Genomic DNA, 15,561 nt, shown 5'->3' with positions numbered 1-15,561 from the left:
GCCCGTAGCTCAGCTGGATAGAGTACCTGGCTACGAACCAGGTGGTCAGAGGTTCGAATCCTCTCGGGCGCACCATACAGACAGCCTCGACTTCGGTTGGGGCCGTTTTTTTATGGGCGAAATTTACCCCTGTCGTGTGGATCCGCGTTCGCTGTGGCGGCCGGGTCACCCTCCTGCCTGCCTGCCTGCCTGCCTGCCTGTTCTTGTCCTCTTTTATACCTCTTCTGTTATTGAGCTGCGTTCTTCTGAACGGTACAACCCTTTGCCTCATCTATAGGCGCCCTGTATGCCTGCTGTTGCAACGGCAGATGCCGCGCAGCTCATCACTCAGGGTTCGCTCATCAACATCCTGCAAGGCCTGCTGAGGCGTTCTGCGGGCAATAAAAAAGGATGCCGCAGCATCCTCTCGTGTTGAAATATTTACTCAGCTTTTCAGCCATTTGCGAATGCGGTTGGCATCGCCGATAGGGGTGCGTTTGCCCACCGAGTTGAGCAGCACGATGGCGAGCTCGCGGCTGTCCGGTTTGGCGCGCATCACCAGACAGCGACCCGCTTCGTCAGTGAAGCCGGTCTTGGAGAGGCGCACGTCCCAATCCGGGTTTTTCACCAGCGGGTTGGTGTTGTTGAACATCAGGCTGTAGGCGGGGGCGCTGAAGCGCATCTCCCGGTTCTCATCCTGAGTGAACTGACGGATCAGCGGCTGACGATAGGCGGCGGCGGCCAGCTTGCCGAGATCCTGGGCGGTAGAGACGTTGCGGGTGGAGAGGCCGGTGGAGTCGTAGAAGTGGGTATTACGCATACCCAGCTGTCTGGCCTTGTTGTTCATGGCTCGCACGAAGGCGCTGCGACCGCCCGGATAGTGACGCGCCAGTGCCGAGGCCATCCGGTTTTCGGAGGACATCAATGCCAGATGCAGGGCGTCGCGGCGGGTCACCTTGGTGCCCATGCGGATGCGGGAGTGGGTGTGTTTGACCCGATCCAGATCGTTCTTGTCGACCGTAATGGTCTGGTTGAGATTCTGTTTGGCATCCAGCACCACCAGCGCCGTCATCAGCTTGGTGAGGGAGGCGATGGGACGTACCTTGGTGGCATTCTTCTGGTAGAGCGTCTTGCCCGTTTTTACATCCACGACCAGGGCGCTGCTCGAGCGTACTTCCAGTTTGGCAGGGTTGGGGGCCGCGCTGACCGCAGGCAATCCCAGTATTCCCATCAACCCGACAACCAGCGCTGCTGCGCGAATCCGACACCACATACAACCGACTCCATTCCCATCCAAAAAAAGGCGCTAGATTCACTCATTTTTACCCCGGCTTTACAAGGGCCGAGCGGGACTATTTCTGCTATTTGCGCAAAATTGGCGATCAAAAAAGCCCTCTGGTGAGGGCTTTCGGGTCGGGCGTTGGGCGAGGGGTCAATCCCGCGGCTGCGCAGCCCTGCGTTTGCTGATCCAGCGCCAGACCAGCGCCACCATGCCACCCACCAGCAGGGCCACTGGCAGATAGATGATGATGTTGAAGAACTGGGTCTGGTATTCGGCGGCCAGCTTGGTGTGGCTAAGGTAGTAGCCAAACCCGACCAGCGGGCAGATCCACATGATGGAGCTGACCAGATTGACGATGAGGAAACGTCCCTGGGGCAGTTCGGTGGCGCCGACGATATAGGGGTAGGCGGTGCGCACGAAGGCTATATAGCGAGCGGTGATCAGGGTGATGATCCCGTACTTGTCCAGCAGATGGTATACCTTCTGCTGGTGTCGCTCTTCAACATGGGACATCAGTCGGTGGTAGAGCTGGGTGTGGCCAAGGAAGCGCCCTTGCATGTAACCGAGCCAGGTGCCGACAAAGGTGGCCACGATCAGCAGCGGGATCACCCCGAGAGACAATACATCCTGATAGATGAGCACGCCGGTGAGGATCAGCAGGCTGTCACCGGGCAGAAAGGCGGTAGGGATGAAGCCGTTTTCCAGTATCAGAAACGTTAAAATCACACCACAGATCATGAAGGCCATCTTGGGATCGGAAAGTGTGTTCAGGTCGTGATTCATAAAGGCGTGAGCCAGTTGGTAAAACTGCTCCATACTTGCAAACTCCGCAGGTTAGCTGGGTAGATCGGTCAAGGGCATGGCGAGCACCTTGTCGATGCGCAGACCATCCATGTCAACAATTTCCAGTTGCCACTGTTCCAGTGTTACCAGATCTCCGGTTTTTGGAACTCGACCAAGGAGCAGCATGATAAGCCCTCCAAGGGTGTGATAGTGATGTTTTTCTTCTTCTGGCAGACGAACCAGCTCCAGACAGTCCTTCAGCTCCGGTAGCGGGATTAGGCCATCGAGCAGCCAACTGCCGTCGGCACGCTGGAATGCCCAGTTGTCCTCGCCATCCTCCTGCTGGAAATCCCCCGCCAGCGCCTCCAGCAGATCCTGCTGGGTGACCAGCCCCTGCAGCTCACCATACTCGTCCACTACCATCACCATCTGCTCGCTGTGGGTGCGGAAGTGGTTGAGCAGCTCGACGCCATTTAGGGTCTCGGGCAGCAGGCTGCACTCCTGGGTCAGGGCCGCCAGATCGATGGTCTCCCCCTTGATATAGGCGTGCAGCACTTTGCTGACATTGATGATACCTATCAGTTCTGACAATGAGCCATCGCAGACCGGGAAGAAGCTGTGGCGATATTCCACCAGTCGTTGCAGGTTGACGGTCAGCGGCTGTGCCAGATCCAGATAACGGATATCGCTGCGGGGCACCATCATGGAAGAGAGGCTGCGCTCGTCGAGCCGAAACACGTTGCGCAGCATGGTGTGCTCGTGATCCTCGATCACCCCGGCTTCAGAGCCCTCCACCAGCATGGCGTGGATCTCCTCCTCGGTAACGTTGGCGCTGCCGTTCTGGTTGACCCGCAGCAGCCGCAGGCTGGCATTGGTAGAGGCCGACAGCAGCCAGACGAAGGGGCGAGTCAGGGTGGCGAGCCAGTGCATCGGGCGGGCCACCAGGCAGGCGATGCGCTCGGCATTGAGTTGGCCAAGGCGCTTGGGCACCAGCTCCCCCACCACGATGGAGAGGTACGTGACCACCACTACCACGATGACGGTGGCGATCAGGCCACTGCTCTTGGCCGGGAGTCCCCACTCCTGCAACCAGAGCGAGAAGGGCTGGGCCAGTAGCGATTCGCCGTAGATACCGTTGAGCAGGCCGATGCTGGTGATGCCGATTTGGACGGCAGAGAGAAAATGGGTCGGGTCTTCACCCAGTTTGAGGGCGATGGCGGCGGAGCGGTTGCCTTCATTGGCAAGTTTGCAGAGGCGCGCCTTGCGTGCGGTGACGATGGCGATTTCTGACATGGCGAAGACGCCATTAAGCAAAATCAATCCCAGCAGGATCAATATTTCCATACAGCAACAGCACCTCTTGAGTAGATAAGATCGCTGGCAGTGTAATGAATTTGGCGGCGATGCGCTTGTGAAAGCGGGTGATCCGGCTCGCTAATTTGATGACCGCGCTCTGCGGTGGCCGAAAAAGATGGCCGGAAAAGGGAAAGACGACCCTGCCAAACGGCGTAATGGGCGAGGCAGCATTGCAGGAGTGAAAAGGGCGGGAAGTCCCGCCCTTGCTTGTCACTTGTCAGGCAACCGTTGTCAGAACTGCTGGAACCAGCGCTGGATCTGGGCCGGGTCCTTGCTCTGGGTCAGGGAGAGCATCAGCAGCACCCGCGCCTTCTGCGGGTTGAGAGTGCCGGAGGCCACGAAGCCGTACTTGGCATCATCGATCTCGGCATCCAGGGTGGTGGCGCCGGTCGGCACGCGGGCGGAGCGTACGACGCGGATGCCATCCTTGCTCGCCTTGGCCAGAGTGTCGAACAGGGTGTGATAGAGGTTGCCGTTGCCCACCCCGGCGCTGACGATGCCGTCGAACTTGGCATCCACCATCGCCTTGGCCGGCAAGTCGGTGGCGTTGGCGTAGCTGTAGACGATGCCCACTTGCGGCAGCTTGTTGAGCTTGCTCACGTCAAACGGCGTCTTGCTGGTGTGCAGACGGGCCGGAGTGCGCTGATAGTCGATCTTGCCGTTGTGGATGTAACCCAGTGGGCCGAAGTTGGGGGAGGTGAAGGTCTGCACCCCGGTGGTGTTGGTCTTGGTGACGTCACGGGCATCCAGCACGGTGTCGTTCATCGCCACCATCACGCCACGGCCCTTGGAGGCAGGGTCGGAGGCGGTCACCACGGCGTTGTAGAGGTTGAGCGGGCCATCGGCACTCATGGCGGTAGAGGGGCGCATGGCGCCGACCAGTACCACCGGCTTGTCGCTCTTGACGGTCAGATTGAGGAAGTAGGCGGTCTCTTCCATGGTGTCGGTGCCGTGGGTGATGACGATGCCATCCACGTCATCCTTGGCCAGCAGCTCGTTGACCCGCTTGGCCAGCTTGAGCCACACCTCGTCGTTCATGTCCTGGGAGCCGATCTTCACCACCTGCTCACCCTGCACATCGGCCACTTTCTTCATCTCGGGCACGGCGGCGATCAGGGTTTCGATGGCCACCTTGCCAGCCTCGTAGTTGGACTGGGTAGCCGACTGGCCAGCTCCGGCAATGGTGCCGCCGGTTGCCAGAATATGGACGTTGGGCAGCGCCATCGCCATGGGGGAGAGGGTCAGGCCAACGACAGCGGCGAGCAGGGTCTTGCGGATCGGTAGGGTCATGCTGCAAATCCTTATGGTTGGAATAATCGCAGCAAGTTTGCCCGTTTAATAACCTGGGTCTGTGATAAAACTCACCAAAAGACAGGTGAGTACAGATTTTTAACCTGTTTTATACCTCTATAGAGATAATTTAACTCGCAGAGAAACCCTTGGCTTCGATCAGGGCGATCAGTTCTGCCTTGCTCAGCTCGCTCTCGATGACGGCCTTGCTGCTGGCGAAATCGACGGTCGCGGTGGTGACCGCAGGCTGGGCCAGCAGCGCTTTTTGCAGACTGGTGGCGCAGCCACCACAGGACATGCCGGACACTGTGAGTTCGATGGTCATGGGATATCTCCTCTGTTGATGAGCGCCAGCCTAAAGCTGCCGCCTCCGGCAAGGTCAAGCCGTCAGTACATAAGACCCAGATAGTTCATCAGAGTTGCCCCCAGACTAGTGGTGAGCAGTGAGCCGAGGGTGGTAGTGGCGATGATGTTTGCGGCCAGCACGCTGTCGCCCCCCATGGCACGGGTCATCACATAGCTGGCGGCGGCAGTCGGGGTGGCGCTGATGAGAAACAGAATCCCCAGTTCCAGATGGCTGAAGCCGAGTAGGGCAGCCCCAAGAGTGAACGCAGCCGGAATGAGGCAGAGCCGCATGATACTGGCCCAGCCCGCAATGGCTGCACCACCACGCAGAGCATCCAGGCTGAGGGAGGCGCCGGTGCAGAGCAGCGCCAGCGGCAACGTCATGTTGGCGAAGTAGCTGCCGGTGGTGAGCAGCAGTTGCGGCATCTTGATACCGAGCAGGGTAAAGGGCAGCGCCGCCACAATAGCGATGATCAGCGGATTCTTGATGATGCCGAGCAGGATGGGGCGCATGCCGGTGGCACCGCCGAGACTGCGGGTGAGGGTGATCACTGCGAGAATGTTGTAGAGCACGGTCACCGCGCCGACATAGAAGGCCGCCGCCCCCAACCCTTCGTGGCCGTAGGCGTTTTGCACATAGGCGAGCCCGATAATGGCGCTGTTGCCGCGAAAGCTCCCCTGCACGAAGATCCCGCGCAGCCGCTGCTCCCCGATAAAACGCCTGGCCAGCAGCTCCAGCACCAGATAGCTGATAACGGTGGCGAGCAGGCCATAGCCGATAAACCAGAGGCTCGGCATGGTGGCGAAGTTGGTACCGAGAATACTGAGAAAGAGCAGAGCGGGCAGGGTGACCTGAAACACCAGCCGCGAGGCGGATTCGGTAAAGGGATCCGGCAGCAGCCCCAGCCGCTTGAGCAAGATGCCGAGCAGCAGCACCACGCAGATGGGGCCTGTGATGGAGAGGGAGAAGAGCAGACTGGCCAGCAGATCCATGATGGGCATCCTGTGCTGTGCCCACACACCGCTGACGGCGGGGCAAAAAGGGCATTCTAACGCCATGGGCTTGTATTCACAGGGGTTAATCACAACAATGTGGGCAAATCCACCGCCTAGCCTCCTGTGAGCCAATTCATGGACAAGAAACTGACCATCCTCGATATCGCCAGACTGAGTGGCGTCGGCAAGTCGACCGTCTCCCGGGTGCTCAATCAGGATCCCAAGGTGAAGCAGGAGACCCGCGAGCGGGTGGAGCAGGTCATCGCCGAACATGGCTTCGTGCCGAGCAAGTCGGCGCGGGCCATGCGCAGCCAGAGCCAGCAGGTGGTGGGGATCATCGTCTCGCGGCTCGACTCCAGCTCGGAGAATCAGGCGGTGCGCGGCATGCTGGAGACCCTCTACCAGCGTGGCTACGATGCCGTGCTGATGGAGAGCAAGTTCTCCCCCGCCAAGGTACAGGAGCATCTGGCGGTGCTGGAGCGGCGCGGGGTGGATGGCATTATCCTGTTCGCCTTCAATGACTTGGACTATGCCGCCATGGCGCCGCTGAAAGAGAAGCTGGTGCTGGTCGCTCGTGAATATCCCGGTTTCTCCTCGGTCTGCTTTGACGACGCTGGTGCGGTGCGCACCATGCTGGCGCAGCTGGCAAGCCGTGGCGCCCACGATATCGCCTATCTGGGGGTGGATGCCTCGGATCTCACCACCGGCCAGCGCCGCCTAGATGCTTATCTCGTTTACTGCGCAGAGCAGGGGTTGCGCCCGCGCAGTGCCCTCGGTGATCTCAGCCTGCAGAGCGGCTACCGGCTGGCGGCCGAGCTGCTGACGCCCTCCACCCAGGCGTTGGTCTGCGCCAGCGACACCCTCGCCATCGGTGCGGCAAAATACCTGCAAGAACAAGGGCGTAGCGAGGTGCTGGTGACCGGCCTTGGCAACAACCCCATGCTCAGCTTCCTCTTCCCCAACGCCCTCAGTCTCGATCTTGGCTACAAGGGGGCGGGGGAGCAGGCGGCGCGTCAGCTGCTCGGTCAGATTGAGCAGGATCAGCCTCCGCTGGTGACTATCGCCCCCTGCCGAACCCTGTGAGCCCCATCACTTCCGACTGAACAAAAAGTGTGCTTTTTGTGACGCCGGCCACGAATTGGGAACGTTCCCATTTTGATCTGGCCAGATTGTCGGCATGCTAAATGGGAACGATACCAAAAACGCTCCGGCCGACAGACTGGCTCAAAAGGGCGATACAGACCACTATTCAATGGCGTCACAGAGGGAAGACCCATGTCCAAGATCAACGCACAGCAGCTTGCCACCCTGATCGACAAGATCGGCGGCAAGGATAACATCGCCACTGTCAGCCACTGCCTGACCCGGTTGCGCTTCGTCCTGAACGATCCGGCCAAGGCCGACAGCAAGGCCATCGAAACCATCCCGGCGGTGAAGGGAAGCTTCACCCAGGGCGGTCAGTTCCAGGTGGTGATCGGCAACGAGGTAGAGCAGTGGTACAAGGCGCTGACCGAGCAGCTCGGCGTCAGCGGTGGCAGCAAGGAGACCGCCAAGCAGGCGGCGCGCCAGAACATGAACCCGCTGGAGCGGAGCATCTCCCATCTGGCGGAGATCTTCGTACCGTTGCTGCCTGCCATCATCACCGGCGGTCTGATCCTGGGCTTTCGCAACGTCATCGGCGACATCAAGATGTTTGACGATGGCACTCACACCCTCACCGAGATCAGCCAGTTCTGGGCTCAGGTACACGCCTTCCTCTGGCTGCTGGGCGAGGCGATTTTCCACTTCCTGCCGGTAGGTGTCTGCTGGTCTGCAGTGAAGAAGATGGGCGGCTCCGAGATCTTGGGTATCGTGCTGGGGGTGACGCTGGTGTCGCCGCAATTGATGAACGCCTACGGCATCGGTCAGCAGACCCCGGAGGTGTGGGACTTCGGCCTGTTCGTGATCCAGAAGGTGGGTTATCAGGCCCAGGTCATTCCGGCGCTGCTGGCGGGTGTCTTCCTCGCCTGGGTTGAGACCAACCTCAAGCGGATCATTCCGGCTTACCTCTATCTGGTGATTGTGCCGTTTGTCTCGCTGCTGCTGGCAGTGATCGTGGCCCACGCCTTTATCGGCCCGTTTGGTCGCTGGATTGGTGATGGCGTCGGTTTCGCTGCCAAGGCCGCCATGACTGGCTCCTTCGCTCCCATCGGCGCTGCCCTGTTCGGTTTCCTCTATGCACCGCTGGTCATTACCGGTATCCACCACACCACCAACGCGGTGGATCTGCAGCTGATGCAGAGCATGGGTGGCACTCCGATTTGGCCGCTGATCGCTCTCTCCAACATCGCTCAGGCATCTGCCGTAGTGGGCATCATTCTGATTAGCCGCAAGGAGAACGAACGGGAGATCTCGGTGCCTGCCGCCATCTCCGCCTACCTCGGGGTGACCGAACCGGCCATGTACGGTATCAACCTCAAGTACAAGTTCCCCATGCTGTGCGCCATGGTGGGCTCCAGCCTTGCCGCCCTCATCTGCGGTTTTGCCGGTGTGATGGCCAACGGCATCGGGGTAGGGGGCCTGCCGGGCATCCTCTCCATCCAGCCGCAATACTGGGCGGTGTTCTCCATCGCCATGCTGGTTGCCATCGTGGTGCCGGTGGTGCTGACCCTGCTGGTCTACAAGCGCCAGCAAGCCGCTGGCAAGTTGGCCCAAGCCAGCGCCTGACACTGATTATCAGGGCGACCCGCGGGTCGCCCTCTCCATTTCATATTCGAGACAAGAGAAAGACCCATGAGCCAAACACCCTGGTGGCAGAGTGCCGTGATTTACCAGATTTACCCCAAGAGCTTTCAGGATTCCGCTGCCCGTGGCACCGGCGACCTCAAGGGGATCATGGCCCGCCTCGACTATCTCAAGACCTTGGGCGTCGATGCCCTCTGGCTGACCCCTGTCTACGTCTCCCCGCAGGTGGACAACGGCTACGACATCGCCGACTACTACGCCATCGATCCCGCCTACGGCACCATGGATGATTTCGAGGCGCTGCTGGCCGCCGCCCACGCGCGCGACATCCGTATCGTGATGGATATAGTAGTGAACCACACCTCCACCGAGCACGCCTGGTTCAAGTCGGCGCTGGGGGATAAAAACAGCCCCTACCGCGATTACTACATCTGGCGCGATCCGGTGGATGGCGGCGTGCCCAACAACTGGCAATCCAAGTTTGGTGGCAGCGCCTGGGAGCTGGACTCAGCCACCGGTCAGTACTACCTGCACCTGTTTGCCCGCGAGCAGGCGGATCTCAACTGGGAAAATCCTGCAGTGCGCGTCGAGGTCAAAAAGATCATCCACTTCTGGGCGAACAAGGGGGTGGATGGTTTCCGCCTAGACGTCATCAACCTTATCTCCAAGGATCAGACGTTTCCGAACGACGAGATTGGCGATGGCCGCCGTTTCTACACCGACGGGCCGCGCATCCACGAATTCCTGCAGGATGTGAGCCGTGATGTCTTCGCCCCGGTGGGGGCCATGACGGTGGGGGAGATGTCCTCCACCAGTCTGGAGCACTGCCAGCGCTACGGCGCGCTGGATGGCTCCGAGCTCTCCATGGTGTTCAACTTCCACCATTTGAAGGTGGATTACCCCAACGGCGACAAGTGGACAAAAGCACCGTTCGATTTCCTCGAACTCAAGCGCATCTTCAACCACTGGCAGAGCGGTATGCACGGCAAGGGGTGGTCGGCGCTGTTCTGGTGCAACCACGATCAGCCGCGCATCGTCTCCCGCTTCGGCGATGAGGGCGAGCATAGGGTTGTAGCCGCCAAGATGCTGGCCAGCACGCTGCATGGCCTGCAGGGCACCCCCTACATCTATCAGGGGGAGGAGATCGGCATGACCAACCCCGGCTATCAGCACATCAACGACTATCAGGATGTGGAGAGCCGCAACATCTTCGCCATCAAGCAGGCGGAAGGGATGAGCGAGGCCGAGATCCTCGCCATTCTCGGTGCCAAGTCCCGGGATAACTCGCGTACTCCGATGCAGTGGAGCGCCGCCCCGAACGCCGGTTTTACGGCAGGCACTCCGTGGCTCACGCCTGCGGCCAACTACCTCGAGATCAATGCCGAGGCGGCGCTGGCCGACCAGAACTCGGTGTTCTGGCACTATCGGGATCTTATCACCCTTCGCAAGGCGCACCCCATCTTCACTCAAGGGGATTATCAGGAGCTGCTGGCGGGGCATGAGAAAGTCTGGGCCTATACCCGCAGTGCCAACGGCCAGACCCTGCTGGTGGTGAGCAACTTCTATGGCGAGCCGGTTGAATTTACCTTGCCTGCCGAGCTGCAAGCTGCTGAAGGTCGGCTGCTGCTGGGTAACTACCCGGATAGCCCGGCCCGACCGCAATCGGGTATGCTGCGCCCTTATGAATCCCTGATCTGGCTGATGGAGTAGGTAATGGAGAAGGTGGTGCGCGGTACCGAGTGGCAGAAGATGGTGGCGGGGCAGCCCTATGACGCGGCTGACCCTGAGCTCAAAGCGGCACGTGAGCGCTGCCGAAGGCTTTATCACACCTTCAACACCAGCTGGCAGGAGAAACCGGCGCGGGATGCTTTGCTTCACGAGCTGCTCGGTAGCCGCGGCCAGGAGTGTGCCATCAATCCGCCGTTCTTTTGCGACTATGGCGCCAATATCTTCGTCGGCGAGAACTTCTACGCCAACGTGGGCTGCACCATCCTCGACGTCTGCGAGGTGCACATCGGCGACAACGTGCTGCTGGCGCCCGGGGTGCAGATCTACACCGCCGCTCACCCGGTGGCGGTGGCGCCACGCATTAAGGGGGTGGAATTTGGCAAGCCGGTGCGGATCGGTCACAACGTCTGGATTGGCGGCAGCGTCGTCATCTGCCCCGGCGTCACCATCGGTGACAACAGCGTCATCGGTGCCGGTTCGGTGGTGACCAAAAATGTGCCCGCCAACGTGGTGGCGGCTGGCAACCCTTGCAAGGTGCTTCGGGCGATGACGGCACAGGAGCTTGAAGGCGTCATCCAGCGGTGAACAGGGACCATGAATGCTATTGCTATCTGATTGATAGAAAAGCAACTGTCAGATTGTTTTGCATTCAGTGCTTATGTTCGGGGCCGCTTGGTCGATACTGTTGAGTGCAGGAGGAACCCTATGGATATATCAAGTTCTGCAAATGCGTCGTTTGGTTCTGCTCTGATGACGGCCAGTCTGGCCAAGAAACAGCAGACCCAAGAGGGCGAAGCTGCGCTGAAGCTGCTGCAAAACGCAGCGCAATCAGCGCCGGTTGCACCGACATCGGCCAGCGCTTCTCTGGGAAGCAAGATCGATATTCGCGTCTGACCCTAATGAAAAAGCCCCCATCTCGCGATGGGGGCTTTTTTATCTCTGCGATTTGCGGGATCAGACCGGGAAAGGGGCTGGTGCCTCGAAGGTCATCCGCTCGCCACTGCGGGGGTGACTGATGGTCAGCATGGCCGCATGCAGGTAGAGATGGGGCGCCGCCGCCAGCGCATCGGGATGGGCATAGAGGTTGTCACCCAGGATCGGATGCCCCAGCTCCAGCATATGGACGCGCAACTGGTGTGAGCGACCTGTGATGGGGGTCAGCTTGATCAGGCTGTTGCCGTTCTCCACCTTCAGTTTCTGCCACAGAGTCAGAGCGTTACGCCCCTCCTCGTGATCCACCTTCTGCTTCGGGCGGTTGGGCCAGTCGACGCAGAGCGGCAGGTCAACCTGCCCTGACTCTGCTTCCGGCTCGCCCCACACCCAGGCGAGGTAGTGCTTCTCGGTCTCCCGCTCGCGAAATTGTCGGCTCAGTTCCCGATGAGAGTTGGGATTGAGGGGAATGACAATGACGCCAGTGGTGGACATGTCGAGGCGATGAGCTGCCGCCGCCTTGGGGTGTTGCTGTTTCACCCGATGCAGGACGCTGTCTTCATTCTCGGGGCCGCGCCCGGGGACGCTTAGCAGGCCAGTGGGCTTGTTGACCACCATGATGTCCTTGTCCTTGAACAGGATATCGAGCCAGGGTTCCAGAGGCGGTGAGTATTCAAACATAAATGTCTCGCATCAGAAGGTGGGGGCAAGCCCCCATCAGTTATGGGTAACCACGACAAAGCGGCCTTGGGTATCCAGTTTGAGCTGGTTCTGGCCGCTGTCGGTCGGTACCTTGTCAGTTATGGGTGACCACGATAAAGCGGATGGCGTCCAGCTTGAGTTGGGTCTGATCGATCAGGTGGTGCAATTCTGCCTGCAGATTGCGCAGATAATCCAGTTCGCTGTCTCGCACGTTCGGGTTGACCGCCTTGAGCGCTTCCAGACGATCCAGATCCTGCTGCAGGGTCTGCGCCATCTGGGTGCGGGCCTTGTCGACAATCCCGGCTTTCAGCTCTTCGGCAATGGCTTGCCCCTTGCCAATCAGACCGTGGATCACCGGCTGGGATGCAGTCACGAGCTTGCTGCCGAGGTGGCGATTGACCGGCGTCAGCTGGCGGTTGAAGGCATCGAACGCCACTTTCTCACCCAGATTCTGGCCGTTCTTGTCCATCAGCAGACGGATCGGCGTCGGCGGCATGAAGCGGTAGAGCTGGGGATGGGCCGCAGATTCGGCAACGAAGATCAGCTCAAGCAGGATGGCGCCGATGGGCAGAGCCTTGTTCTTGAGCAGTGCTACCGAGGTGGCACCGATCTCGGAGCCCAGGATCAGGTCGATACCGCCGCGCATCATGGGGTGATCCCAGGAGAGCAGCGCCATGTCATCCCGCGACAAGGCGGTATTGCGATCGAAGGTGATGGTCATGCCGTCTTGCGGCAAGCCCGGGAAGCTGGAAACCAGCATGTGATCACCGGGAGTCAGCACTAGCGCGTTCTCACCTCTGTCGTCCTGATTGACGCCGATCTCGTCGAACATCTTGAGGGCGAAGGAGATCATGCCGGTGTCGTCATCTTCGGCGGCCAGCTTATCGACCAGCTGCTGGGCGGCGGCGCCACCGCTGGAGTGGATCTCCAGCAGGCGATCGCGGCCCTGTTCCAGCTTGGCCTTGAGCGGTTCGTGCAGTTCGCGGGTCTTGATTAGCAGGGCGTCGAGGGCCGCCTGATCGCCGGTGTTGGCGGCCAGCAGCTCGAACAGCTCTTCACGTACCGCTTCGAATACCGGGCGGGCAGTCGGGCAGGTCTGCTCGAACGCGTCCAGACCATCGTGATACCAGAGTTGCAGGGCGCGCTGGGCAGTCCCTTCCAGATAGGGAACGTGGATCTCGACGGTATTCTGCTGACCGATACGATCCAGTCGGCCGATACGTTGTTCCAGCAGATCCGGATTGAGCGGCAGATCGAACAGCACCAGATGACTGGCAAATTGGAAGTTGCGTCCTTCTGAACCGATCTCGGAGCAGAGCAGCACTTGGGCGCCACCCTCTTGCTGGGCGAAATAGGCGGAGGCCTTGTCCCGCTCGAGGATCGACATCCCTTCGTGGAACACGGCACCACGGATCCCTTCACGGGTACGCAGCGCCTCTTCCAGCGCGATGGCGGTCGCCGCTTCGGAGCAGATCACCAGCACCTTCTGCTGGCGGGCTGAGAGCAGCAGCTCCAGCAACCATTCTACGCGCGGGTCGAACTGGGTCCAGGTGGCGTTGTCGCCTTCGAACTGCTGGAAGATCTTCTCGGGATAGAGGTAGCGCAGGGCACGGGTCTGCAGATCGCCACCGTTACCACCCATCATGCCCATCACCTTGATGGCAGTTTTGTACTGCTCCGGCAGCGGCATGGGGTAGACGTTGAGGTGACGCTCGGGGAAGCCCTGAATATTGGCGCGGCTGTTGCGGAACAGCACCCGGCCGGTGCCGTGCTGGTCCAGTAGCTTGGCGACCGCCTGCTGACGGGCCTCAGCATCGCTCAAGTCCAGCCCTTCCAGCTGGCTGGCGAGGATCTGTCTGGCTTCATCGCTCAGGGTCTCGCCATCCAGCAGCTCCTGCGCTGCGCTGGCGACCTGACCATAGGCCTGCTCCTCGGCGAGGAAAGCCTCATAGTCGTAGAAACGCTCCGGGTCGAGCAGGCGCAGACGGGCAAAGTGGCTCTGGTGGCCCAGCTGATCCGGGGTAGCGGTCAGCAGCAGTACGCCCGGCACCTGTTCGGCCAGCGCTTCCACCATCTCATAGGCACGGCTCGGCGCCTCTTCACTCCACTCCAGATGGTGCGCTTCGTCGACAACCAGCAGATCCCACTCGGCTTCCAGCACTTGCTCGAAGCGACGACGCTTCTTGCGCAGGAAGTCGAGGCTGCAGATCACCAGCTGTTCGGTCTCGAAGGGGTTCTCCGCATCTGCGAATGCCTCGATGCAGCGCTCCTCATCAAACAGGGAGAAATGCAGGTTGAAGCGGCGCAGCATTTCGACCAGCCATTGGTGCTGCAAAGTTTCGGGCAGCAGGATAAGCACCCGATGGGCGCGGCCGGAGAGCAGTTGCTGATGAATGATCATTCCCGCTTCGATGGTCTTGCCCAGACCCACTTCATCGGCCAGCAGTACGCGCGGAGCGTAGCGGTGACCCACTTCATGGGCAATATAGAGCTGGTGCGGGATCAGGCTGACCCGGCCACCGGCCAGACCGCGAGTCGGGTTGCGACGACGTTGGTGCTGGTTGATCAGCGCTTCGTAGCGCAGGGTGAAGCGGGACATCCGATCGATCTGACCGGCGAACAGGCGATCCTGCGGCTTGTTGAACTTGATAAAGTTGTTGAGAAACACTTCCTTGAGGGCAACGGGCTCATTATTGTCGGTGCGCACACCTACATATATAAGCAGGCCGTCTTTCTCCTGCACTTCTTCGACCGTCATGGTCCAGTCTTCGTGACTGGTGATCTGATCGCCCACATTGAAGCTGACCCGGGTGACCGGCGCCTCTTCTTTGGCATACATGCGGTTTTCACCGGTAGCCGGAAACAACAGGGTAACCATGCGTCCTTCAACAGCAACGACAGTCCCCAACCCCAGATCCGTCTCTGTATCACTAATCCAACGCTGGCCAAGTGCAAAAGGCATTAAACTCTCCAAAGCCCAAGAGTGTGTGAATCGCAAAGGGGCGCTATGTTACCCGAAGGCGTGACCTCGATCACCATGCATATAGATGTAGAGAGACCAAATCGCCACAACCTTGATCTGCTACCACCGCCACGCCATATAGAGGATAGCGAGCTCGCCAAACGGGTATGCTATTGCAGGATAAATACGCTTTTTGGGTGATTAGTGAGCGGTTGAGCCAAAAATGCGAATTTAATTCGAAAAGGCCCTTGCAAGCGTGATCCAGATCCCTATAATGCGCCTCCATCGACAGGGCAAGCGGCAACGCAAACAGCCGAGTCGATAACCTCGAAAAGCCTTTGAAAATAAGGCTTGACTCGAGAAGGCGGTTGAGTGGAATTCCACTCCCGCAGCAACACTCTGTTACATCGCTCTTTAACAATTTGAATCAAGCAATCTGTGTGGGCACTCACAGCATCGAGCATCAAAAACAATTTTTGATATC

At 59.7% G+C, this 15,561-nt stretch carries 14 protein-coding genes; 5 read left to right on the top strand and 9 right to left on the bottom strand.

The window, feature by feature from the left end; genetic code table 11:
- Positions 1-424 precede the first annotated feature (424 nt).
- The 6 genes from pbpG to G5168_RS20690 all read right to left on the bottom strand — a co-directional run bounded on the left by pbpG (position 425) and on the right by G5168_RS20690 (position 6,028).
- Positions 425-1,252 (bottom strand): D-alanyl-D-alanine endopeptidase, encoded by an 828-nt coding sequence (gene pbpG, locus G5168_RS20715; protein WP_005343009.1) that lies wholly within the window; start codon positions 1,250-1,252, stop codon positions 425-427.
- Positions 1,253-1,411: 159 nt separating this feature from the next.
- Positions 1,412-2,077, bottom strand: coding sequence for a DedA family protein (locus tag G5168_RS20710; RefSeq protein WP_227341489.1), 666 nt, complete (start codon positions 2,075-2,077; stop codon positions 1,412-1,414).
- An 18-nt stretch (positions 2,078-2,095) separates the two neighbouring features.
- Entirely contained in the window at positions 2,096-3,388 is a 1,293-nt protein-coding gene (locus tag G5168_RS20705) for a hemolysin family protein (RefSeq protein ID WP_421252668.1), read from the bottom strand.
- Between the two features lie 243 nt (positions 3,389-3,631).
- Complete coding sequence (gene ansB / locus G5168_RS20700; protein ID WP_227341487.1) at positions 3,632-4,690, bottom strand: L-asparaginase 2; 1,059 nt, start codon at positions 4,688-4,690, stop codon at positions 3,632-3,634.
- Between the two features lie 130 nt (positions 4,691-4,820).
- Positions 4,821-5,015, bottom strand: coding sequence for a heavy-metal-associated domain-containing protein (locus G5168_RS20695; protein WP_227341486.1), 195 nt, complete (start codon positions 5,013-5,015; stop codon positions 4,821-4,823).
- A 62-nt stretch (positions 5,016-5,077) separates the two neighbouring features.
- Complete coding sequence (locus G5168_RS20690; protein ID WP_421252667.1) at positions 5,078-6,028, bottom strand: AEC family transporter; 951 nt, start codon at positions 6,026-6,028, stop codon at positions 5,078-5,080.
- A gap of 138 nt (positions 6,029-6,166) precedes the next feature.
- Here G5168_RS20690 and treR point away from each other — a divergent pair, with 138 nt between their 5' ends.
- From treR to G5168_RS20665, 5 genes are all read left to right on the top strand, one after another.
- Positions 6,167-7,114 (top strand): trehalose operon repressor TreR, encoded by a 948-nt coding sequence (gene treR / locus G5168_RS20685; RefSeq protein WP_227341484.1) that lies wholly within the window; start codon positions 6,167-6,169, stop codon positions 7,112-7,114.
- A 192-nt stretch (positions 7,115-7,306) separates the two neighbouring features.
- A complete protein-coding gene (gene treB, locus G5168_RS20680; RefSeq protein ID WP_227341483.1) occupies positions 7,307-8,737 on the top strand; it encodes a PTS trehalose transporter subunit IIBC in 1,431 nt (476 codons plus the stop codon).
- Positions 8,738-8,803: 66 nt separating this feature from the next.
- Positions 8,804-10,465, top strand: coding sequence for an alpha,alpha-phosphotrehalase (gene treC / locus G5168_RS20675; RefSeq protein ID WP_421252666.1), 1,662 nt, complete (start codon positions 8,804-8,806; stop codon positions 10,463-10,465).
- Positions 10,466-10,468: 3 nt separating this feature from the next.
- Positions 10,469-11,068, top strand: coding sequence for a sugar O-acetyltransferase (locus G5168_RS20670; RefSeq protein ID WP_227341481.1), 600 nt, complete (start codon positions 10,469-10,471; stop codon positions 11,066-11,068).
- Between the two features lie 120 nt (positions 11,069-11,188).
- Positions 11,189-11,377, top strand: coding sequence for a hypothetical protein (locus G5168_RS20665; protein ID WP_005336040.1), 189 nt, complete (start codon positions 11,189-11,191; stop codon positions 11,375-11,377).
- Positions 11,378-11,437: 60 nt separating this feature from the next.
- Here G5168_RS20665 and rluA read toward each other — a convergent pair whose 3' ends face one another.
- The 3 genes from rluA to G5168_RS20650 all read right to left on the bottom strand — a co-directional run.
- Entirely contained in the window at positions 11,438-12,094 is a 657-nt protein-coding gene (rluA, locus tag G5168_RS20660; RefSeq protein ID WP_227341479.1) for a bifunctional tRNA pseudouridine(32) synthase/23S rRNA pseudouridine(746) synthase RluA, read from the bottom strand.
- A gap of 115 nt (positions 12,095-12,209) precedes the next feature.
- Entirely contained in the window at positions 12,210-15,077 is a 2,868-nt protein-coding gene (rapA, locus tag G5168_RS20655) for an RNA polymerase-associated protein RapA (protein WP_227341478.1), read from the bottom strand.
- Positions 15,078-15,346: 269 nt separating this feature from the next.
- Positions 15,347-15,561 (bottom strand): hypothetical protein (locus G5168_RS20650; protein WP_421252665.1); only part of this gene is annotated, 215 nt, incomplete at its 5' end.

The organism is Aeromonas sp. 600724 (assembly GCF_049175135.1).
Taxonomy (GTDB): Bacteria; Pseudomonadota; Gammaproteobacteria; order Enterobacterales; family Aeromonadaceae; genus Aeromonas; species Aeromonas veronii_A.
Note: the sequence above shows the minus strand (reverse complement) of the source record. Positions and strands in the feature narration are given on the sequence as shown.

Excerpts from the sequence above, each read along its gene's own strand:
- rluA (WP_227341479.1), bottom strand. The coding sequence starts at position 12,094 with ATGTTTGAATACTCACCGCCTCTGGAACCCTGGCTCGATATCCTGTTC.
- G5168_RS20710 (WP_227341489.1), bottom strand. The coding sequence starts at position 2,077 with ATGGAGCAGTTTTACCAACTGGCTCACGCCTTTATGAATCACGACCTG.
- treR (WP_227341484.1), top strand. The coding sequence starts at position 6,167 with ATGGACAAGAAACTGACCATCCTCGATATCGCCAGACTGAGTGGCGTC.
- G5168_RS20705 (WP_421252668.1), bottom strand. The coding sequence starts at position 3,388 with ATGGAAATATTGATCCTGCTGGGATTGATTTTGCTTAATGGCGTCTTC.
- treC (WP_421252666.1), top strand. The coding sequence starts at position 8,804 with ATGAGCCAAACACCCTGGTGGCAGAGTGCCGTGATTTACCAGATTTAC.
- rapA (WP_227341478.1), bottom strand. The coding sequence starts at position 15,077 with ATGCCTTTTGCACTTGGCCAGCGTTGGATTAGTGATACAGAGACGGAT.
- pbpG (WP_005343009.1), bottom strand. The coding sequence starts at position 1,252 with ATGTGGTGTCGGATTCGCGCAGCAGCGCTGGTTGTCGGGTTGATGGGA.
- treB (WP_227341483.1), top strand. The coding sequence starts at position 7,307 with ATGTCCAAGATCAACGCACAGCAGCTTGCCACCCTGATCGACAAGATC.
- G5168_RS20690 (WP_421252667.1), bottom strand. The coding sequence starts at position 6,028 with ATGGATCTGCTGGCCAGTCTGCTCTTCTCCCTCTCCATCACAGGCCCC.
- G5168_RS20695 (WP_227341486.1), bottom strand. The coding sequence starts at position 5,015 with ATGACCATCGAACTCACAGTGTCCGGCATGTCCTGTGGTGGCTGCGCC.
- G5168_RS20665 (WP_005336040.1), top strand. The coding sequence starts at position 11,189 with ATGGATATATCAAGTTCTGCAAATGCGTCGTTTGGTTCTGCTCTGATG.
- G5168_RS20670 (WP_227341481.1), top strand. The coding sequence starts at position 10,469 with ATGGAGAAGGTGGTGCGCGGTACCGAGTGGCAGAAGATGGTGGCGGGG.
- ansB (WP_227341487.1), bottom strand. The coding sequence starts at position 4,690 with ATGACCCTACCGATCCGCAAGACCCTGCTCGCCGCTGTCGTTGGCCTG.